Origin of the sequence: Wolbachia endosymbiont (group A) of Philonthus cognatus (genome assembly GCF_947251755.1) — a bacterium.
Lineage (GTDB): Bacteria > Pseudomonadota > Alphaproteobacteria > Rickettsiales > Anaplasmataceae > Wolbachia > Wolbachia pipientis.
In genome coordinates, this window is sequence record NZ_OX366388.1 from 384,306 (window position 1) to 407,355 (window position 23,050).

9 protein-coding genes and 2 pseudogenes are annotated in these 23,050 nt (G+C 33.8%); 7 read left to right on the plus strand and 4 right to left on the minus strand.

Annotation, left to right across the window (positions count from 1 at the left end):
• Positions 1-16 precede the first annotated feature (16 nt).
• Positions 17-14,233, plus strand: a complete 14,217-nt coding sequence (locus OPR21_RS01965; RefSeq protein ID WP_265030088.1) for an ankyrin repeat domain-containing protein — start codon at positions 17-19, stop codon at positions 14,231-14,233.
• A 334-nt stretch (positions 14,234-14,567) separates the two neighbouring features.
• Here the strand turns inward: OPR21_RS01965 and OPR21_RS01970 are convergent, their stop codons facing one another.
• The gene (locus OPR21_RS01970; RefSeq protein WP_265030089.1) at positions 14,568-15,437 is read right to left on the minus strand and encodes an Rpn family recombination-promoting nuclease/putative transposase; all 870 of its coding nucleotides are present in this window, start codon (positions 15,435-15,437) and stop codon (positions 14,568-14,570) included.
• Between the two features lie 456 nt (positions 15,438-15,893).
• On the opposite strand from OPR21_RS01970, the gene OPR21_RS01975 reads away from it, so the two are divergent.
• Entirely contained in the window at positions 15,894-16,550 is a 657-nt protein-coding gene (locus tag OPR21_RS01975) for a JAB domain-containing protein (RefSeq protein WP_208571568.1), read from the plus strand.
• Between the two features lie 102 nt (positions 16,551-16,652).
• Positions 16,653-17,465: pseudogene (locus OPR21_RS01980) on the plus strand (hypothetical protein); the annotation flags it as partial.
• A gap of 180 nt (positions 17,466-17,645) precedes the next feature.
• Here the strand turns inward: OPR21_RS01980 and OPR21_RS01985 are convergent.
• A complete protein-coding gene (locus OPR21_RS01985) occupies positions 17,646-18,599 on the minus strand; it encodes an IS110 family RNA-guided transposase (RefSeq protein ID WP_264377791.1) in 954 nt (317 codons plus the stop codon).
• Positions 18,600-18,813: 214 nt separating this feature from the next.
• On the opposite strand from OPR21_RS01985, the pseudogene OPR21_RS01990 reads away from it, so the two are divergent.
• The 4 genes and pseudogenes from OPR21_RS01990 to OPR21_RS02005 all read left to right on the plus strand — a co-directional run.
• Positions 18,814-19,128: pseudogene (locus OPR21_RS01990) on the plus strand (hypothetical protein); the annotation flags it as partial.
• Between the two features lie 96 nt (positions 19,129-19,224).
• Complete coding sequence (wmk, locus tag OPR21_RS01995; protein WP_264377792.1) at positions 19,225-20,145, plus strand: WO male-killing family protein Wmk; 921 nt, start codon at positions 19,225-19,227, stop codon at positions 20,143-20,145.
• 25 nt (positions 20,146-20,170) lie between these two features.
• Positions 20,171-21,067, plus strand: coding sequence for a WO male-killing family protein Wmk (wmk, locus tag OPR21_RS02000; RefSeq protein WP_265030090.1), 897 nt, complete (start codon positions 20,171-20,173; stop codon positions 21,065-21,067).
• A 427-nt stretch (positions 21,068-21,494) separates the two neighbouring features.
• On the plus strand, positions 21,495-21,827 hold the full coding sequence (locus OPR21_RS02005) for a WD_0736 family protein (RefSeq protein ID WP_264330455.1): 333 nt from the start codon (positions 21,495-21,497) through the stop codon (positions 21,825-21,827).
• Positions 21,828-21,905: 78 nt separating this feature from the next.
• Here the strand turns inward: OPR21_RS02005 and OPR21_RS02010 are convergent, their stop codons facing one another.
• Positions 21,906-22,820, minus strand: a complete 915-nt coding sequence (locus OPR21_RS02010) for a patatin-like phospholipase family protein (protein WP_265030091.1) — start codon at positions 22,818-22,820, stop codon at positions 21,906-21,908.
• 8 nt (positions 22,821-22,828) lie between these two features.
• Positions 22,829-23,050 (minus strand): hypothetical protein, encoded by a 222-nt coding sequence (locus OPR21_RS02015; protein ID WP_015589022.1) that lies wholly within the window; start codon positions 23,048-23,050, stop codon positions 22,829-22,831.

A 23,050-nucleotide genomic window follows, 5' to 3' on the forward strand; every position in this document is an offset into this window, starting at 1 on the left:
AAATCAGGGGGCAGTTATGGTTAATAACAATCAACAACAAGAAAAACCACAAGACTTTGAATTGATAGAGCTGCTTTTTCAGAAAGTACCCTCCACGGGTTCCAATGCAGCAGATCAATTAGATAAATCTTTTGAAGCAAGATTTCAGTCATTGATTGATCAAATACAATCTTATTTGCATTCTAGTGAAAAGGCTAGTTTTTTTCCTCATAGATTTTTAGGTTGGTTTTCTAGTGTATTAGATACTAAGCTTAATGATAAGCTAGGCATAAAGAAGTTGCACTTTCGTTTTGAGGGATCAAGAACTTTAAAGGTTGTAGCAGAAACAAAAGATAAAATACATGTTTTTATTTTCACTGAGGATATAGAAGCTCAACATGCTGAATCTCAACAAGCACGTACTAAGCATTTTGAATTTACTACAGGTGAATTTAAGAGTGTAATGGGTAGAGATTATACTGAATCAGATGCTCGCAAGCTTCAAATTGATGTGATAAAAATTTTGAAAGATAAGTATGAGTTAGTAAAAAGCAGACCAAAGTCAGACAAGGATGTTAAGTCGAAGAAGTTACATTTATATCTGAAGAATAACGTATTGGAGTATAAAGCTAAGGATATATATGGAAATATTCAAACAATGCAAATTGATTCTGGTGAATTAAAAGGTAATAATGCGTTTAAAAATAAATTTTTTGATGAAATTAAGCAATTTCTAGGTAAGTCAGGTAAAGATCTTAGTGATGATGTTAGGAAGGAGTTATCAAGAATCACGTCAGCAAAGGGATATACCTTAAAGAGTGATGGAGAAGATGAAAAAATAAACATTAAGGTAGAAAGTAAAAAGAAGATTATAGATCAACCTATTGAGCCTACAGTAAAATTTCAAGAAGTGACAAAAAAGCTAGGTAAGTCTGTTTATTTAGAAAGTTATATTGAAAAGCTTGCTAACCCAGATGCAGAAATAGATCAAATTCAGGAAAATCTCAAAGCCATTCTAAATTATATTAAAAAAATTCATACCAATTTAGGCTTACAAGATAGTGTTTATGGCAATAGAGCTCGCGAAGCTGATCAACATGGTTTTGTGGCAGGAATATTCGATAATTTTCGATATCGTGATAATACCAAACTATATCTGGAGCAATTTGCTGGTAGAGGTTATGCTGATATTGTTTTACTTGTTCGTGGACCTGACCGTGCTGTTGATTCAGTACCAATTCTTATTGAACTTAAGGCTGGAACTGAAGGGCAAGTTACTACAAGTGATGCACTGAGGCAAGCTGAAGACTATATTAAAGGTTTTAGACCAAATAAGATGAGGATTTTAACCAACGCCGGTAATGCTATTGCTGTTGGGTTAAATTTAGATAATGCGGAACCGTTTAAAACTGAAGTAAAACCTATTAAACAACCATCATCTTTGATGGAAGATTTTATAGAATTAGCTAGCAAATGGAGTAATCAACAAATTTCTGAGGAAATTTTTAAGCAACGGGCAACGGATTTGTTATCGAGTGAATACTATACTTTTACGGCAAATAAGGAGACAAGGGACATTTACTATTTTAGCAGATATACTGTAGGTCAATCAATCTTAGTTGATAAATTTGATGGAACTGATGTAGAAAAGTATGTCTTTTCTTATAGTGAATATCCTTTAGAATCTAAGACAAGAGGCGGAGCACAGTCAAAAGAAAGACCTGTAACTACCTTAGTATTTATCAAAGGTGATAAGAAACAAGATAAAACAGCATTTGTTTTTCACATAATTGAACAAGAAACAGAAATACAAAATCTTAACCCAAAAAAAATTCCAGTTACGGATATACCTGAAGTTGGAAAAATAGAAAATGTTATAGAAATTACTATGGGTTTAAAAAAGTATAAAGAAAACTTATCTTTCAAAGACCTTTTTGAGATAAAGCAAATAAGTAAATATAATCCAAGTAGTAACGCTCAGCAATTTACAGGTAATTTTCTTGAGATACCTAATTCTGATGAATTAAGGGTAAAATTTGATCAAGCAATCACTTCTCAGCATGCTACTTCCTCTGATAGTAAAGATTTATTACCAGATTATAAAAAGCTACTTACTGATATAGCAGATACAATTTATCCTATAAAAGGTTTGATAACTGATGAAGCTAAATTGCAAGCTGTGCTTAATGGCTTGCTTAGTAGTTACAGTGATTTGAAGCTAAAAGAGACTTCTGCAAAACAAGAGGATTCTGCAAAAATTGTAATTATACCTGAATTTCAAACAGGAGCAGGTGGTCGTGTTGATATGGTAATTCAAGGTATTGGTCCTTCGCCTCAGGGTACTAAAGAATATACTCCTATAGCGCTGGAATTTAAGCTTATAGATAAAGACTTAAATGAAAAACAAATGAAAGAAGAAGTTGATGAATTAACAAAGGAACAAAATATTAGATATGCTAAAGGGGCAGCACTGAAAACAATAACAGATAGTGATAAAATGCTTTTCATGGGTGTGGTTGTGAATGTGAAGGCTAAAGACAAAAATTCTTTAATATTAACGAGTGATGAGTTTGTTCCTGCTATAGTAGTTCATAGTTCTATTGACATAGCTAAGAGAAAACATTTAGAAGAAATACAAGAGGTAACTCAGAGGCTTAAAAATATTGGTATACAAGAGGAGAATTTACGTACATTAGAATCTGCAACAGCAGAAAAAGATTATCATTATTGGCTTCAACAACATGATATAGCTGATATTGCAAGAATAAAATATGGTTATGGAATTGATGGAGCTGACACATTATTTGAAATAGTAGGATCACCGGAACACATAGTTAATCAATTGCAACAGTTTCAAGATAGCGTAGCAACAAGAGGTGAAAGAAGGCCATTAACTTTAATTGTTAATTTAAATAATAACCATTGGGTTACGTTAGTCATCTCCCATCAAAATGGGCAGTATAATGGATACTATGTAGACTCGTTGGGTAATAATGTTCCAGATAATATTCGTCAAGTTTTACAACAGGCTCAAATTACCGTTAATGATGTTTCTGTTACTCAACAAAGAGATGGTTATAATTGCGGCTTATGGGCGTTAGAAAACGCTAGAGATATTAATACTGTGTTGCAAGGAAGTAGATTAAGTAATATTCCTGATGAAATACGTAACCATTTGCGAATTCAAAGAAGAGAAAATCATTTTATACGTATGAGAGAAGGTATTTCAAACACATTAAGTATAGATCCACAACGTATAGCTAACTTAGAGGCTGTACTTGCTGGGACACAACAACCAAAATTCGACCTAAATAGTTGCGTAGGAGGAGGTAGAAGTAGAAGAAGTATTAATCCTTGTTTATTTTCAAAGGGTGATGTAGAAAAGTTTAGTAAAGGCAAAGTGGATGAAAATAATGCAGACAAAATTATAATTGATAGCGAAAAATTTCTAACTTATGTTAAAAGTAGTCAAGATGAAGCGAAAAATGCTCAGTTAATAGAGTTTGTTGGGGACAAAAGTATTGAAGGGGATCATAAGTACTTACTTGACAAGGTAACTGAAGATCAAGGATATGAACGTTATATTCAGAATGAACGTGTTAAGAATTTGCATGGAGATATCTCACAGCAAGCTAGCAGTGCAACAAAAGGCTCAAAATTAAAAGGCAGGTTAATGAATGCTGCTGGTGGGATACAATTAATAAGAGGGATCCATGGTGCTATTGTATCTTGCAAGGAAGGGACAGCTACAGATTGTGGATTAAATCTAGGCGGAATAGGATGGTCTTTTGCATCTCAACCGATTGAAAATGTAATGGTTAAAATTACTCCAAAAGTTGTAGCATCAGCTGAAAAGGTTGTGGGAAAAATTATACCAGGTACTTTAGGTAAACAGACAAAATTTGCTATTCGAGTTGTGGGAGTAAAATTTGGCAGTACAATAGCAAGAGGTACAGCAGGAGCTATAACTGGCGTCTTTGATATTGTTGATATAGGCATGTCAGCAAACAATCTTGTTGATTGTAAAAAAAGAGAGAATAGTGATAATCCATGTGGAGAGAAAGAAATAAGAGATAATATAGCAACTATATCTTTTTCCACTATATCGTTTGTGTCTGGTGTTGCTCTTACAGCACTTGGTATGCCTGGAATCGGCATTGCAGTTGGAGTTGCATTGATGGTAGCTTCTGGGGTTTATAGTGGTGTTAGCAATATCGTGGAGTACGAGAAAAAGTATGATACAACCCATGATGAAAATTGGCGTATTTTTTGGCATACATTTGCTTTTCAACCTATACCACAAGATGTACAACATCTTGCAGCAAGAAAGGAAATGGTTAATAGTCTAGCTAAAGGAGTTTGGAAAGCTTTAAATAATGACCCTAGTAATGTTGTTGCTTATGGTATTGGTCTTGGAAAAATAAACGGTAATACTCTTCGTCCAGATTATGCAACGATTATGATGAATAGGAAAAATGCCAATACACAAGATCTTTCGCGTGTTATACCTGATTATATTGAAGGTGCTAGCATGATTTGTTTGCCACACAGTACTAGTCAAGATTACGAAAAGGGTATTAAAAGCTCAGTTCCATCGGCTAAGTACTATTGTGATAATGCAATAGTTATTAGCCATGATAAGAGAGTAAATATGATGCAAAAGGACAAAACAATTATTTATGATTTAAGCAATGTGGACAGAGGTACCATCGTTGGAAGTAACGAGTGGAACAATAATTTTCTAATTGGCTCAGGTACAGCAAACATAACTGGTGGTAGTAATAAGGTAGTAAATAGGTTTGTTGTAAATAACGTTGACTTCTCAGGTAAAATTATTGGTGGAAGTAACTCTGTTAATATACTTGATTTGAGCCAATTGAAAGATACAGTTGTAGGAGTGAATGTTAACTATCGTTTTAAGCCTAGTGCCTCTGGGTCATTAAAGGCAAGAGTAAATGGTCGTTGGCTAATCAATGATCAAATTGATAATAATGACATCTTTAATTACTACTATGTTGGAAGAAAGAACAAGGTGGATGAGATTTCGTGCATGGGTTACTCTGAACACTTTACAGGAATCGATGATCGTGACGTTATCATAGATAGTAGTGGTGGTTCTAATAAAAATGAGAAAGATGTAGTTGAAAATTGTAAAAAAGTAATTATTTCGCCGTATACTACAGTTAAGGGTGGAAAGAGCAATTATACTTTTTACGTAAAAGCTGCAGACTACAAAGGTAAGGGTTTATATTCAGAAATTGATGTAGATGGAACAGGAACTGTAATTTTTCCGGAAATTGATTTATTAGGTGATTGTGATCAAATAACTTACTCTACAAATAGTAATACTTTATCTTTAAAAATAAATTTTGGTCAAAACAATCAATTTACTCTTGATGTAAAAAATTATGTCGAGCAAAGCAGTAATAAACCTCACTTTGCACTAATAGACAAAAATGGTAGCAATATTGTTCCTAAGATTGAAAGATCAGACTCATCAACTATAAAAATTACTTCATTTGAATTACATTCAGAACATTCCTTAGATAATTTTGACGATGTTGCAAGTCATTATAAGAAAATTCTAAACAATAACAAGGATTACAAAGTCTTTAGTGTTATCAGAGATAGAGTACAGAATCAGGGTAATAGTGCAGTTCCACATATGGTTTTTGGTTCTCTGGAAGATGATGTAATAAACTTCGATCAAGGAACTATGTTTGCTAGGGGAGGAGGAGGAAGTGATGTGTATTTTATTAGCAATGATATAAATAGTAGAGAAGTTAAAATTGATAATAACTCAAGTGATAAAAAACTAGATACACTATTTATGTCGGCAGTTGAGAAAGATTTTTCAATCCAGCAATGTGATCTGTATTTAAAATACAATAATAGTAACATTCGAGTGAAAAATTACTTTCAAGATCCTAATTATAGGCATCTTATAGTTATGAACAAAAAAGGAGAAACTTTTATCCCCAATATACAATCAATGTCTTGTTCTCCCTCTTCTTCGGGAAAGGGTAAATTAGTTCCTTTTTTACAGGCTACACAAACTCAGAATATGTTTTTGTTACCTAAAGATTTTCAAGGTGATCATGTAGTAATAGATTCTCGTCTTGAAGATATTAAAAAGTATAAAGATAAAGATGATCTCTTATTAATAAGAGAAAGTGAAATTCCTTTTATCATTAGAATAGAAGGTTTTTATACTGAACGAAGCAAATGGGAAAATATTTCTTATTCTCTATGGAATAATGATCATTTTTCTCCATCTCCTGAGTTATTAGAGAACGTTGATAATGTAATGGAGCATAAGGATAAACTTAGAAGTGACTATGAAAGAGTTGTAAAAGAATATATTGAAGACTTTAGTAACTCTACTAGTATCATTCAACACAATCAAAAATTAGAAAAAAATATTTCTACTTCTGTAGTACAAGATGAGGAACACATAGGAGTAGTGATATTAAAGAATATTACTCCGGGTCAAGTTGAAATTTTCAGCAATGGTGCAGATCTGATATTTCGCGATAAGATGTCTAATCACACGATCAATATAAAAGATTGGGATAATAATGAATTTCATAGAATTTCTACGTTGGAGTTTGATTTAGGTTTAGAACCAATAATGCTCCGTAGATTAGATAGGTTTAGTTTATCTGAGGTAAGAAAAATACAAGCTTTAATTGATAAAGCTTCAGAAAATTACCAAAATGGAAGTAAATATACCCCTAAAGTAGAAAATGACTTTAAATGTTTAATATCAGTTGACGATTTTGAAAGAGGAAATAGAGATTCAGTACATCAGTGTCTTGATTTTCCTTCACTGCAAGACCGGGTTAGCTTTACAGAAAGTTCCTGTAGTTTAGAACAAATTGAGGAATTAAAAAATAAAACGCCAAGTAGTAATCAGATTTTAACATTGCTTGAAAAGTTAGAAAACAACCTTTTGCTGAATGGCTATGATTCAAACATAATAGATCAGTGCAATAAGTGGATGATCTCTTCAGGGTTGGGAGTATTGAAACCTTTGGTAAGTACAGCAGTTTATGAAGGTAAATGGGATGAAGTTAAAACCCTTCTTGATAAAACTGCTAAAAAAAGTAATGTTGATATTGAACATAAAAATCAGTGTTCACAGAACTGGACGCCTTTGCATTATGCTATTTACAACGGTAATGTAGAATTAAGCAAGAGTGTATTCAAAGCATTTTTAGAGAAGAAAGGTAATATTAATGCTTTAGAGAGTACTAGTTGCAACAGTGATAATTGGGCGCTTTTGCACTATGCTGTTCATTATGGTAATCCTGATATGGTTAGCTTTCTTATAGATAAAGGTGCTAGTATTGAAATTAGAAGTAAGGAGGGTAAGACCCCCCTGCATTTGGCTGTTGAAGAAGCAAAGCAAAACGTAATTAATCTTCTTCTTGATAGAGGTGCTGATATCGAGGCTAAAAACAACGATGGTAGAACACCTCTATATTTAGCCGCTTACAATAATGACTCAGGTGTAATTGAACTTCTTTGTAACAGGATCAAGACTAAAAGTAATGACGCATTTAAAATGATAAAACAGGTTAAATTTTTAAAGAAGGAAGTTGTTAACCAAGCAAATATTCCATCTAATGCAAAAAGATCGGTAGAGTCTTGTATAAGTAGTTTAAGAGGTTCAATAAAAAATGCAGCCAAAAAGGTGCTAAAGGACGGTATGCTAAATGATCTTAATGCTTCAACCATTAAACTTGTGGATGGAGTGTATAATTTTGATAAAAAGTTATTTGGTGAGGCAATTAAGGAAGCTGTAAATGACGTATACTGGCAAGTAGGTGTAGAAAAAGTATTAAGGTTTATACGCAGTCACCATTATATTGATCAGTTTATTCCAGGTTATATAGCTGTGTTTGATAAAATACCAAAGGACGATAGTACAATATTAAAATTAGCTTACTCTATTAGAGAAGCCATGAAAATGGACAACTATTCTAAGGTCAGTTCAGAAGAAAGATCCGATCTTGAAAAGCTAAAAAGTAAATTACCGAAATCAGTGAGGAATATGGTATTTTCTTCAGCGATATGTATTAAAAATGTTGAGTATGGAAGGTACTTGTACTCACCTAATGATGATTGTATGTACCACTTAAACAATTGTGACACGGACAGGCGGTATGCGTTTACCTGGCCTTCAAATAGAGGGGGTAGTAATTTTAAGTGGAAGGTTGAGCTTAACGGTGATAATGTGTATCTAAAAAATGTTGCGTATGGAAGATACTTGTACTCACCTAATGATGATTGTACGTACCACTTAAACGATTGTGACAGCGACAGGCGGTATGCGTTTACCTGGCCTTCAAATAGAGGGGGTAGTAATTTTAAGTGGAAGGTTGAGCTTAACGGTGATAATGTGTATCTAAAAAATGTTGAGTATGGAAGGTACTTGTACTCACCTAACAATAATTGTATGTACCACTTAAACAATTGTGACAGGGATAGGAGGTATGTGTTTACCTGGCCTTCAAATGGAAAGGGTGGTCAATTTAAGTGGAAAATTGAAAATTGTGGATCTACTCGCAATAGACGTAGTATACAAGAATTAAATGGTTATAATCAAACTGTAGTAGACTATCAGTCAATATTGACTGAAGAAAATAGTCAGCAAATAGCAAGTAGAATATCTGCTATAGCTGAAGATGTTGACAGGCACACCTTTTTAAATCAATCAGAAAATAAGTTAGATTTGGATAGTTATTTAAGTAATAGAGGAAAGAGCAATGCTGCGGATTTTATGAGGAGAGACGTATGTAGTGAACTCAATGCAAGTGAGAGAAAAAATATTACTCTAGGAGGAAACGATATATGTGCAATTACTTCAGGTCATGAAACACTTGATATTGAAAACTTCCCTATTCAAGAAGTAGTAATTAATGATGATGTCAATGGAAAGAAAAGTTTAAGAAGTACATTAGATTTACATCAGTTGGTGCAACAAGTAGATAGGGATTTGAGTATAAAACCGATACCAACAGTTATTAAAGACAAAAATGATTTATTAATTAAGTTATCTATATCAGCTACCAGCTTGCAGCAAGATGTAATAACAGTGAGGCTGAAAGATGCCCTTGTAAATAAGTGGTATAAAAAATTACAAATTATTTTTGATAATGCACCGATGGAAATCGATGATAGTTTAGGTTTAAAGTCTTCGTTCTTTATTTCTGATGAAAAAATTATTGTAGTAACACCTCAAGACGTGGAAGAAAAGAATAAACTAATCATATCTAAAAAAGCAGGGCAGTATACCTATCTTCATGATAAATATGATTTGATAGTTACCAATGCCTTTAATGCTGATATAGAGGCAAGTGAGTCGTGTATTATACGTTTTAGAGATTTCTATAAAGAACCTAAAATGGAAACATTATCTATAAAATTTGCTGACAAAGAAATATTATTAAGTAACGAAATAGATAAAATACGTAATTCAGATAGTATTGATGAATTAAATAATGTGAGTTCTATTATTAATTCACAAAAGAATTCTATACCTTTAGAGGCTCCAAACAGTGGAGATATAAATGCTCAAGGTAAACTTGGTAGGACATCTTTGCATCTTGCTTCTGAAGCAGGTGAATGGGATAAAGTTAAACTCCTTCTTGATAGGTGGGCTAATACCGAAATTCAAGATAAGTTTGGGTACACGCCAATGTTTCTTGCTATTCAATCAGGTAAATGGAGTGTGGTAGAACTTCTTCTTGATTATGGTGCTAATATTAATGCTCAAGATAAGGAAGATCATACGCCTTTACACTTTGCTGCTCAAAAGGATAATTTGGATATGGTTAAATTCCTTCTTGACAGAGGTGCTAAGGTCGAAGTTCAAGACAAGCTTGGTTACATACCAATACTTTCTGCTGCTCAGTTAGGTAGATGGGGTGTGGTCAAGCTTCTTGTTAGTAACGGTGCAAAATTTAATAATGAGATAACGTATCAGGGCACGCCTTTACATTTTGCTGCTCAAGAGGGTAATCTGGATATAGCTCAATTTCTTCTTGATGAAGGTGCTGACATAGAGTCTCAAGACGACCATAATAGAAAACCTCTACATCTTGCTGTTGAAGCAGGAAGGTTGAACGTAGTAAAACTTCTTCTTGATAGAGGTGCTAGTGTCAATGCTAAAGATAAGAATGATAGAACACCTTTAGACTTAGCTACTAAAGGAGATATGATAGAAGTTTTGGAGAAAGCACAGTTGGATCAAGGGTTGTTAATTAATGCAAGGGATGGTAATCTTGATAAAGTAAAAGATCTTATCGCTCGAGGTGCAAATTTAGAAACTAAAGACAATAATGATAATACTACTCTACATAATGCTTGTAATAATGATCGCTTAGAAGTAGTGAAATATCTTATCAAAAAAGGAGCTAGTTTAAAGGCTAAAAATAAAGACGGTAAAATACCTTTAGAGTTGGCTGAGCAAAAGGGTTACACAGATATAGTAGAAGTGATAAAGAAGATGCAATTGGGCTTAGATGAAAAATTGTTATCTGCAGTAAAAAATGATGATCTTAATGAAGTTGAGGATCTTTTTGGCCAGGGTGCTAGCTTAAAGGCTAAAAATAAAGATGGTAACACACCTTTAGACTTGGCTGTTAAAGAAAATATAAAAGAATTTTTGAAAAAAGCACAGTCAGGTTTAAATAAAGAATTGTTGGCTGTAGTAAACGGTGATGATCTTAATAGAGTCAAGGCTCTTGTTAGCCAAGGTGCTAATTTAGAAGCGAAAGATAATAGTGATAATACTCCTTTACATAACGCTTGTAATAATGGTCATGTGAAAGTAGTAGAATATCTTGTCGAAGAGGGAGCTAGCTTAAAGGTTAAAAATAAAGATGGTGAAACACCTTTGCATGTAGCTGCTCAACACGATAGTACACTTGAAGTAATTGAATTTATTTTGAACAGAGATCTTAGTGGTATTAATGATATAACTAATAACGGTAGAACACCTTTACATTTAGCTATACAAGGAAATAAACCAAGTACAGTCAAACTTCTTCTCAAAAAAGGTGCTAATATTAACGCTAAAGACAAGGATGGTAAAACACCTTTGGATTTGGCTGTGCAAGAAGGTTATACAAATATAGTGGAGATGATAGAGCAAGTACAATTAGATTTAGATGAAGGATTGTTGACTGCAGTACAAGATGGTAATCTCAATGAAGCTGAAGATCTTGTTAGTCGGAATGCTAATGTTAATACTACAGATATATACAGTTGGACACCACTACATTGGGCTGCATTTGAGGATCGTTTAGAAATTGCAAGGTTTTTGATAAAAAAAGGCGCTGATATTAATGCTGCAGATAAAGGCCCTTATGGTAAAAAGCCTGTGCATGTTGCTATTGAGAATAATAGTAAAGATATCATAGGGTTTCTTCTCAGCAAAGGAGTGAGTATTGATGATACTGACAAGCAAGGTTATACACCACTGCACTATGCTGCATGGAGAGGTCGTTCAGAGGTTGCTAGTCTTCTTTTTGATAAGGGAGCTAATATCAATGCCGCAGATGCCTCTACTGCTGGTAAAAAGCCTATACATGTTGCTGCTGAAAATAACAGTAAAAGTATTATAGAGTTTCTTATCAGCAAGGGGGTAAACGTTGATGAGACTGATAAAAATGGTTGGGCACCTTTACACTATGCTGCTAAGTTTGATCAATTAGAGGTTGCAAAATTCTTGATAGAAAAAGGAGCTAATATCAATGCTGCAGATACTTCTACTATTGGTGAAAAACCTATACATGTTGCCGCTGAGAATAATAGTAAAAACATTATAGAGTTTCTTATTAGTAAGGGAGTGAGTGTTAATGATACTGACAAAGATGGCAGGACACCGCTGTACTGGGCTTCTTGGAATGGTCGTCTGGATGTAGTAGAGTATCTTATAGGTAAAGGAGCTGATATCAGTGCTAAAGATAAGGATGGTAGAAACCCGCTAGATGTGGCTAAAGGTCACCAGTATGATAATGTTGTAGAGTATTTACAACAAGCAGAATTACGGCTAAATCAACAATTGTTGACTGCAGTACAAGATGGTGATTTTGAAAAAGTTAAAGATCTTGTAAGCCGAGGTGCTAGCTTAGATGCTGCTAACATTGATGCTCAAGATAAGGATGGTAAAACACCTTTGCATTTTGCTGCTCAAGAAGGTAATCTGGACATGGTCCAATTTTTCCTTGGTAGAGGTGCTAAGATTGAAGCCAAAGACAAATATGGATGGACACCTTTACACTTTGCTGCTCAAGAAGGTAATCTGGACATGGTCCAGTTTTTCCTTGGTAGAGGTGCTAAGATTGAAGCCAAAGACAAATATGGATGGACACCTTTACACTTTGCTGCTTCTAGTAATAAGTTTGACATAGTTAAGTTTCTTTTTGATAAGAACGCTAATATTAAAGCTAGAGATATCTACGGTAATACGCCTTTACATGTGGCTGCTCAGTATAGTAATAAGCTTGAAATAGTTGAATTTCTTTTAGACAAGAATGCTAATGATATTAATGATGTAACTAATGACCGCTCTACACTTTTACATGTAGCTGTCAAGGGAAATAAATTAAATACAGTTAAATTTCTCCTCGGTAGAAGTGCTAACATTGAAGTTAAGGATATTAATGGCCAAACGCCTTTGGTCTTAGCTACTCGAGCGCGTTACACAAATATAATTGAAGCTTTAGAACATCCAGAATTAGTCCTAGAAAGGCATTTGTTCACAGAAGTAGGACTGAACGATAGTATAGGTGATCGTGGTAGAATCACAAGTCTTATTAACCGTGGTGCTAACATTGATGCCAAGGACAAGCATGGAAATACACTACTGTCTTTAGCGGCTGAAATAGGTGATTATGGTGGAGCTCTTCTCCTACTTCAAAATGGTGCTAGTACTGAAGTTAAAAATGGGGAACTTTATGAAACTCCTTTACATGTAGCAGTTAAATACTGTAAGCCATATATAGTGGATTTACTTCTCAGTTATGGTGGAAATGTTAACGTCCAAAACAGGAATCGTAGTACACCTCTACATTATGCTGTTAATGCTCACAGTTTTGATATAGTGAAGGTCCTTGTCAATGCCGGTGCTAATCTTAGTGCTACAGATGATTACGGCAGAACACCACTAAATATTGCTAGAGATCAAGGATGTGGTAATATTGTGACATATTTAGAAGAAAAACTCAGTCAGGAAAGAGGAGAACGCAAACGTCGGCATCACCATGGAGATCATAGTCGTCATCACTTATCACGTAAACCTCTTGCTATAAATCAACCTGAGATAGCAGCAAGTAGTGGCACAAGACCGTCTTCATGGCTAAATTATTTACCTGGTTTGGTAAAAAGCTTTATAGGTGGGTTATTGAGCTCTAAATCTGAGGGGACTACAAGTTCAGTATCACAAGTTGATGGGCAATTTGCCAAAGCGTCGGTAAGTAATAGTAGTTTGACAAGTACCACACTACCATCTGATGGTAAAGATAAAAGACAAGAAAATGGAGGTTTCTTTCGAAATAACGTCGATTATGTAAATGCAAATCTAAAGCAAATGCGTGAAAGGCAAGCACCTGTTAAATTTAAGCCTAGTGGAGGAAATACAATATTAGAAATGGGAGATCACTATCTATCACAGGTTGACTTTAATGGTACAATAACTTTATTTGACTTATTGATTAGAAAATTTACAGGTCAGAAGTATATTTCTACTGTAGATCAGTCTATATCTCCACTAAAAGCACAGGGCTATGCATTAAGCATCACAAATGGATTCAAGAAAGTAGTAGAGCAAGCTGGATTAAAAAGTGGTGTATTAATGCATCGATTAAATATTGATTATATGGGAATGCAGAAAGAGATTGTTAGAAAAGTCATAAGAGGTCAATTTAATGAGATTTCAGGAGTTTTAAGCTCGTATTTAGAGAAAGCATGTCCTAGTAGAGAAGCAGGATGTCCTGGTAAGTTAAGTTCGAAGAAATTTGAAAAGTTTATAGCTAAATTTAATAAGGGTCTGCTAAATCAATCAATAGAGCAGATATTACACAACAGAGATGGTACATTAGAAGTTGATGGTGCAAAGCAGATGAGTTTAGAGCCTCAAAGTTATTTAAGTAATGCTTCTATTCAAAGCCATTCAAAGGACAAAGTATCAACTTGTCTTTCTGATGTAGGAGTAACCAAGCTTGGAAATACTTTGAGTAAGTAGATGAGGATATGGAAGATATAATATACCAAATAGTGAAAAGCTTATAATAGAATTTAAAGTAAAGGTAGCCAAAATAATTAGGGAAACCAGTAGCAAGTTTGATGATCTTAATACTAAAATGGATGAAGTAGACATTAAATGCTAAGTGGTTAATGTGTTTTCCATATTGAACTTACAGCACGTAGCTTTGATATAGAAGTTTGGGTAACGTTATGATAGTAATTTATATAATTCTTTGTGCAATCTTCATAGCTGTTTTAGATAGTTCATTAGACTCTTAATTATAGGATATGTCTAACTTAGGAAAGATTTTCATCAATGTTGAAGTGAATAATTATGTTTTTTCCTTGAGTTGTAAAATTTCAGAATGAGAGAGACCGGTAATTTGAGCGATAACATCTATAGAGACACCGGCCTTGAGTGAGTTTTTTGCAACTTCGATTTTTTCTTCTTGTCTACCTTCTAGTTTAGCATCATCGAGTTTTTGTTCCAAGATAGCAGCTTCTTTCTGTAAATCCATTACCCTTTCTTCATAAGCTACAAGATCTTTCTCATTCCAATGAAATTTATCTAACTCGTCATACGCTAACTTTATTATCGGTGACTTTTCTGCTATTTTTCTTAAATCTTCATCCGTAGTTTCTTCTGCATATTTAAAGAAAAATAGCCAACGATCTACTACATTTTCTAGCTGCTCTTCTTTACTCTTAGGAAACTTTGGCAACTCAATGAAAACAAATTGGAAATCTTTTAAATCATGCTCATTAGTTTTTTCATCTCTTATGGTATGGCTAGATATATAATCAAGCTTATCAGGAAATAAATTACAATTAGAAATAGCAATAAAGAAAACCTTCTTTAAATCAATGTACTTACCACCTTTATCAGCCTGCCTTGAGTAAGCCTTAGCAGCATAAAGTTGAGCACGTTTTTCAAAGCCTTTATCACGAGCAAGCTGCATTTCCGCAATATACCTATTTCCGAGAGAATCCTTACAGAGGACATCAACGATGCTTTGTTTATCAGAAGCAATCTCAGGATTCATAATGGTGCTGAGGAACTCAACATCCTGAATAGTATTGACTCCAGTAAAACCTAAGATATCATTCAAGAAGTGGATAAGGATATTCTTATTTTTTTCAGTACCAAAAATTTTCTTAAATGTTAAATCAAGCTTAGGATCTAAAAATTTTGAGAGAGCCATGACAAGTTAACCTAGAAAACATTAATAATTATACACAATTGTGAAGAAATGTTCAACGTTTTTGTGCTAAAGTCTATTAAGGTTAGCTAAATTTCAAGAGTCGGCAAAAAACTACCTTCATAAATGACCCTAGAATGCTACTACGCATCTTAGACGGTCCCTTTCTATATCTTTTTATCACCCTTCTGTAAAGTGCCTTAAAAGACCAGCAAATGGATATCATGAATTTAAAGCTGTGGGAGACATCAAATTGGTGTATAAAAACACGAATCTACAACGACATCGCTTAAGGAAATCAGTATCTATTAATATATTAATTTATTCATAAAAAAATAAATAAAAAAGATTGAGAAATTGATTTGACTTCACTCGAAAGCTATGGCTTTATGCCAATGCTGATAAAAAAACAGCAGTAAATATTTAAAAAAAGTTTGTTGTTAGTGAAGGGTAAATTATATGAATAAAAGTAAAGAAGAAATCGAATTCAGAATATTAGAAAGCAAAGGTAAAGCACTACTTGATCGTGAAATAATGGAAACGTTTCTAAGTGCAGTACATGAAAGGCCACAAGCTCAAGAAATTGCTAAAAATCTGGTGAATACTTATACGGGAGTAGGAAGGATTTTAGGTAGAGAAATGGATGACCTGAAAGTTATAGAAGGAGTAACTGATTCTGCAGTAGCAATGATTATGTGCGTTAAGGAAACACTAGAAAGGGTACTGAGAGAAAAGCTCAAGAGTGAGCCAATAATGGACTTACAAGGGCTAGTAGAGTACTTAAACGTAAGTATAGGCCACTCAGAAAGGGAATGTGTAAAAATACTGTACTTGAATAAAAGACGCCAATTAATTGGAGAAGAATCCTATATTGGTGAAATGGAAAAAGCACCAGTATATATAAAGGAGATTATAAGAAAAGCATTAATAAAAAATGCAACATTAATAATAATGTCACACAACCACCCTGGGGGAAGTTTAGAGCCTTCAGAAGAAGATCAAGCAGTAACGAAGAGCTTAGCAGCAGCATGTAGTACTGTAAGCGTAAAATTGTTTGACCATATTATCATCACAAGTGGAGGCTATTTCAGCTTTCGAGAAAACGGATTGTTATAGCAGAAAGTATTTGCAAATCTACTCATTATAATTTATACTGAGTAATAGAGTGTATAAACTAAGATTTATATACTTAAAAAGTATTTTTAATATGGGGGTTATATGACTAGTAAAGACAAGTTATTGAAGAAAATATTTGGTGCTCTTGAAAGCGTTGATATAGAGCAGTCTAAATTTGTGAGTAAAATTAATAACCAGAAGGAGATAAACCGGGAGACTTCCCCTAGCAGAAACATTCAAATCAACTACGGGAAAAGCCTTGACTATGTTTATGGAACAAAACCTTTAAATGATCAAGCAGAAGATTTAAATCCATTTGCTTCAAACTTGCAAAAAATAAAACCAAGTGTAAGCGAAAGTGAAAAGTTGAGCTGGTTTAAGAGTGCTGTGGTAAGAGCAAAAAGTCCAAATGAACTGCACAAGGCTGTAGACGAAGCACTAGCTGCTGGAGCAAGGCTAAATGCATGTAATGATGGGGAATGGAGTTTCGCAGAGTATGTAGTATTAGGTACACATTTTCATAAATTTGATAAGGTTGATCGTAAAAAGGTAATACGTAAATTAATGTTAAGCGGTGCAGAGTTTCATGATACTCTACTACAGAATAAACTGATAGGTGAAATCTATAATGAGCTACAGCCAGAAGTTCAACCACAGATAGATAAGCAATTAGAAGAACTAGAAAAAGCTGGCGAAAGTGCTGTTCAAGAAGGATCCTTAATAGATCTCGAGATAGACAATACAACATCATATATAGAATTTTCTGATAATAGCAAGGTAGAGGTAGCCAAAATACTGGAAGCAAACAGAGGTTTAATTTTAAGAATGGGCAATAATGCAGTAGAGGTTAAAAGTGAGAAGGGAGGTATAAGAAACTATATCGATATGTCAGATGAAAGCTCTATTATATTAGAATCAACTATGTTTTTTAAAAATTTTTTATTTGTGTAATTTTGCAAATTATATGGGCAATAAAAACCCGTTTGTCATAGAAATAGAATTTTATATCAAACAGCTACCACAGAAATTTCTGCTTAAGCCAATGAATATGTGAATAAGTACTTTAAGTTTGTGTATTATTCACAATATTCATTGTCAGTTACTACTGTGTGAAATAATCGCTGCTTTAAGTCTTGCATTAGCAATTACTATAATTTTTCGCATTAGAGCTGTTATAGCCACCATCTTCTTCTTACCACTTTCAACAAGCTTAGAATAAAACGCACCAAGTACAGATTTGGACTTTGCTGCAGCCATAGCAGCTGTAAAGAGCTTTGAACGAATGTTACTTCTACCACCTATAATCCTTCGATAACCAATAGCTTTACCACTTTCCTTAGGATGAGGTGCTACTCCGGCAAGACTTGCTACTTCTCTTCTGTTTAAGTAACCAAGCTCTGGCATTAAACACAAAAAATCTTGTGATAACTTTTTGCCTATTCCAGGAACTGTTTTAAGGATTTTTTGATGTTGTTGTAGCTCATGGCTTTCATCAATAATTTTTTGCATAGTGTCATTGAGTTCGTTTATTTGACTATTGAAAAATTCAATGGTCTTCTGGCAACTTTCCTTTATCTGGTCATTTTCAGGAGCTTCCAGTCTACACTTTTCCTGAGCTCTCATTTGCGTAATGTCGTCACGACGTTGACAAAGTGCAGCTAGAGTTGATTGTTCTTTTGACGTAGGTGCAAATAGAGAGAGAGTTCTATGGCGTTCACATCCATATTGAGCAAGAGCTCTTGCATCTGATCTATCAGACTTCGCCAAAGTTCCATGAGATAAAATAAAGCTTTTTACTTTACGAGTATTAGCTCGGTGCACAGCAATATTTTTGTCGGTAAGAAAATGTGATAAGCCAAGCTCATATTTCCCTGTATTTTCTAAAGTCACTAAAGAATTAGGTAGGACATCTGAAAACTCTTGGAACAATTGTTGCCAGCCAGAAGCATTATTGTCAAATTCGACAGCATTTTTCTGTTTGTGAATTGCAACGACATTTTTAAATTTTCCGATGTCAATGCCAATAAAATTTTGATAAGATGTAACCATAATAAACCTCGATAGTTTTAGTTAATTTAAGATTGTAAACGGGTGCATATATATGTCCCAAACAACTATTCAAACGTATCGAGAGATAGGGCTAGTGTACCTTGATTCTAACGGTTGTAATACCAATTTCCTCCCGGTCGCACACGCCCGTGGTAACCCTATTCCTAGTGAGCAGGGTTATCTTTCTCTCTTATCTCTTTTATATCACATTTCCATCTTACAATTTCCTACAAGCATTGGTAAGCTAAATGTTATATTGTACCACGATGTAAAAAAATATGATCAAGTACAAGTCAGAGTAGAAAACAAGGAAATGTGGGCTGAGTTACAAAAAAGAGGCGAAGAAATAGGAAAAAATTGCCTCTTTGGGGGAGTGAAGCTTAAGGAAGTGGTAGAAAGAGGTAATTTCACTAGATGTGGCATATGGAATGAAAAATATGCTATAAAAGAGATTAGTAATGATGAAGTATTGTCTCCGTGGGTAAATAGGATACGTGAAGGTAGTAAAGAAACTTTTAGAAAACTTTAATGTGTCTACAGTCAACTTTAAGGTTCCAGAGGTTTTTTCTTACCATTATATCTGGAGCCTTAACAAAATTGAGCTATAGTAGAAAATATTATACGCATGGTTGTTTTCGTGGAAAAAAGTCTAGACTGTGAAGTAGGGGAAAAAGTGAAAAATTGGAGGTTAGAGAGAGGTTATACTCAGAAGGATTTAGCTGAGAAAATTGGTGTAAAGTACTGGGTAATACTGCAATATGAGAAAGGGAACCGTAGAATTTCAATCGAAAGGTTGTACGCTATAGCAGAAGCATTGTCAGTAAGTATCACTGATCTCATTCCTGCATCAAAGGAGAAAATCGGCTTTAAGAATGAGGAAGGAGAAATATTAAATCTAGTAAGAGAATATAAAAAGATTAACGATCAGGAGTTACGTAAGATGTTTTGTTTGCTAACCAAATTTGTCCAAGTTAGTGAGAAAAGTAGTAGAAAATCGGAAAAAATAAAAATTGCAAAGAGTCTGGTTAAAGCAGGAGTTTCTGTTGACGTTGTTTCGAAAACAATTGGTCTCTCTGCTGATGAATGTGTTGAAGAAAAAGTTGGTTCTATCTACTACCAAATAGGCAAAAAGATAAAGGAATGGAGACTAGTGAGAGAGTATACTCAAAAGGATTTAGCGGAGAAAATGAGTACAACACGTGACGAAATAAGCAACTATGAACAAGGACGCGTAGCTACTCCACTGGGAAAATTATATGAGATAGCAGAAACATTATCGATTAGTATTACAGATCTACTAACAGAGGAAGATGAAGGTAGTAAAGTGGAAAATGAGCTACCGAATTTGATTAAAGAATACAAAGAAATTGAGAGCCAAGAACTACGTAATGCACTAATAAAATCTTTGTTTGAAGGGATACGGATTTGTGAGGAGAAAGTGAGAGAGATAGAAAGGATTAAAGTTGCAAGAGATCTAGTAAAAGGGGGAATTTCTATTGATATTATTTTGCAAATAGTTGGTTTATCCGCTGATCAAATTGCATGAAAATTTATTTCTAAGTAAGGTATATATGTTTGTTTCTGTAAGAGATGTTAGTTCTATACACTACAAAATAGGGCAAAAAATAGAAGATTGTAGATTAATGCAAAGGTGTACTCAAGCGGAGTTAGCAAGTAAAATCGGATTAGCATATAAAGAAGTAAGCAATTATGAAAATGGGTATATTCCTATTCCGATTAAAGTACTATATGTAATAGCAAGAGTACTGTCAGTTAATGTTGTAGATCTATTACCTAAACCAATAACAGTAAGAGAGTATGAAGACGAAGAAATATTCTATCTAACGAAAATATATGAGAATCAAAAGTTAGGCAAAATAGTACCTTCATTAGTCAGGTTTGTTCATATTAGCGAAAAAATTAATCAAGAAGAGGCAAGGTTGGAAATAGCAAAAAATCTAGTGAAAGAAGAAGTTTCTACTGATGTTATTTCCCAGGCAACGGGTTTATCTATTTACGAGTATGATAGTACAGAGAGAGAAATCTGCACTGATTCTATATATTACAGAATAGGACAAAGAATAAGAGAATGGAGATTGATAAGGAGATACACTCAAAAAGATTTGGCTGATAAAGTTGGTTTAACACTCAAGGAAATACACGAATATGAAAGAGGGTATACTGCTATAACATTTGATAAATTATATAAAATATCAGATGCATTATTAGTGAATATTAAAGTTCTGCTACCTAAAACAAGAGAAAGCAAAAAGCTATTGAGTTTAATGGATGAGTACGGAGAACAAGAATCATTAGTCAAATCTCTATCTGAAGATATGAAAAGTGGCAAGGAAAAAGTTAAAAAAACAGAAAGGATCAAGGTTGCAAAAAATCTAGCAAAGGCAGGTGTTGCTATTGATATTATTGTGCGAGCAAGTGGCCTAACTGCTGATGAGTGTGAAAATTGAATTGTGTTAAATAATATATTAAGATATAAGTAAAAGTAGTTATATACTTAATATAGATAAAGGTTGCAAATAATCTACTTATGCTGGACATTTCTATTGAGGAGCTTGAAAATCATGCTTTCAAAACTTAACCTGGATTAAAGATTTCAGTAGTTTACTTACTCATAAATAATACATTAAAATATCAATAAAAATAATTGTATATTTAATATATCTAAATTACTGAATGAAATTCTTGTGCTTCTGTGTTTAATATATAATGTTCAAATAGATTGAAGTGAATTAACTAAATTAGGTACCAGAAATTTGCTTAATGTAATTCATTGGTATCACAAATGATTATCTTGAGTATGCCAATTTTTCTAAAAATATTGACGGTACTAAAAAAATAAGTTATCCTTTTAACAGATTTATTAAGAAGGTGTGTATGGTTAGTCATGAAAAGAAACATACAGTAGCATTTTGCATTTCAGCTATTGCGTTTTGTGTTGGCATCTCATTAATTGCAGCAGTACTTACAACAATAGCACCTTTAATTGCCATAATTGTTTCAACTATAATAGGGGCAATAACTATTTTGTCTGCTTGCCAAGCTATTGAAAGCTACTCAGTCATAAAAAATAGCAATAAGGTAACAAGTAGTTTGCATGAAATAAAAGAAGCTTTTACAGGAGAGGAAAGCGAGCTTTTTATTGAAAAGGTTTTTAACCATTTACGTGGATTTTTTAGTAGTGAAAAAGAAAGTAGTACACAAAGATAATAAGATTTCTCAACAAGGCAAATTTGCTTATTTTACTTTTCTGGCTCAATGAAAGCTTTATATTTTACTTGATGTAAATTAAGACACAATGTTACAAAATTTATCGACTACTTTTTGATTATTCTCTATCATTGCCTTTGCCTCTTGCTGAAGAGATTTGATATTTTTTGATGTAATATTATCCATGTCAGGTGATGCTATTTTTAATTGCGATTGTATGCGTATATATTTATCACCTATAACTTGATCAAGTTGGTAATTTACTGAATCTAAACTTGAGGCAAACATCACATGTAATAGTGGTTTTATCCAGCCTATTTTTCCAAATCTCTTTGAATTGGCATACTCTATGCTTCTATCTGTTCTTCCAGTACCTATCGATAACAGTAGAATATCATCATTTGGAAATAACCTCTTACCACTTGCATATGCACAAGCCGCTGGATTATTTGCAAATACCCCGCCATCCACTAATACCATTTCCTTGTGGTTGATTTTAAGATATTTAGGTGCAAAGTAAGTAGGTGCAGCCGTTGCAGCTCTGAGTGCATCTTTCAGCTTAATATTACCTTCTTTCCAGCTTTTGAAGAAAAATGGGCAATTATTCTGAATGTCGTAACTGGTAAGCAGTACATTATTTAAAGTGTTTTGTAGAGTATCATCACCAAAATATTTGTCCAATACAAATTCAATATTTTTATATGGGTATTGTGCACAGTTAAACCAAGATAATATTGATCGCCTAAAAAATGAAGACTTGAAAATATATGGTCCATATTCCCGATAGAACTCGACTAAATCATTAGCAGAATATTGAGGTTTATCTTTTTTACATAATCCAGCTACAACAATTCCACCGGTTGAGGTGCCTGCCATTAAATCAAAAATCTGGGAAATTGGCTTTTTTGTCCTAGATTCAATTTCTGCAAGAATAACGGCAGGTATTATCCCTCTAATGCCACCTCCATCTACAGATAAAATGTACTTTGTCACTGTAAAATTTATTTGTGTTTGTGAATAGCTTCAAGTTCGTTGACTTCTTCAGTGAGGTTTTTCACTCTCTCTTCAAGTCGATAGACTATTTCGATTAGTCCTTGGTTTTTTTCTATAAATTTATCATGGATGTGTACACGTAAGTCAAGTTTTGCCAACCACCATATGAATCCTACAGTCTGTAGAACTATTGTTATTATTACCGCTATTGGGATTTTTTGCTTTTTCAT

Excerpts from the sequence above, each read along its gene's own strand:
- OPR21_RS01965 (WP_265030088.1), top strand. The coding sequence starts at position 17 with ATGGTTAATAACAATCAACAACAAGAAAAACCACAAGACTTTGAATTG.
- OPR21_RS01970 (WP_265030089.1), bottom strand. The coding sequence starts at position 15,437 with ATGGCTCTCTCAAAATTTTTAGATCCTAAGCTTGATTTAACATTTAAG.
- OPR21_RS01975 (WP_208571568.1), top strand. The coding sequence starts at position 15,894 with ATGAATAAAAGTAAAGAAGAAATCGAATTCAGAATATTAGAAAGCAAA.
- OPR21_RS01985 (WP_264377791.1), bottom strand. The coding sequence starts at position 18,599 with ATGGTTACATCTTATCAAAATTTTATTGGCATTGACATCGGAAAATTT.
- wmk (WP_264377792.1), top strand. The coding sequence starts at position 19,225 with ATGGTTGTTTTCGTGGAAAAAAGTCTAGACTGTGAAGTAGGGGAAAAA.
- wmk (WP_265030090.1), top strand. The coding sequence starts at position 20,171 with ATGTTTGTTTCTGTAAGAGATGTTAGTTCTATACACTACAAAATAGGG.
- OPR21_RS02005 (WP_264330455.1), top strand. The coding sequence starts at position 21,495 with ATGGTTAGTCATGAAAAGAAACATACAGTAGCATTTTGCATTTCAGCT.
- OPR21_RS02015 (WP_015589022.1), bottom strand. The coding sequence starts at position 23,050 with ATGAAAAAGCAAAAAATCCCAATAGCGGTAATAATAACAATAGTTCTA.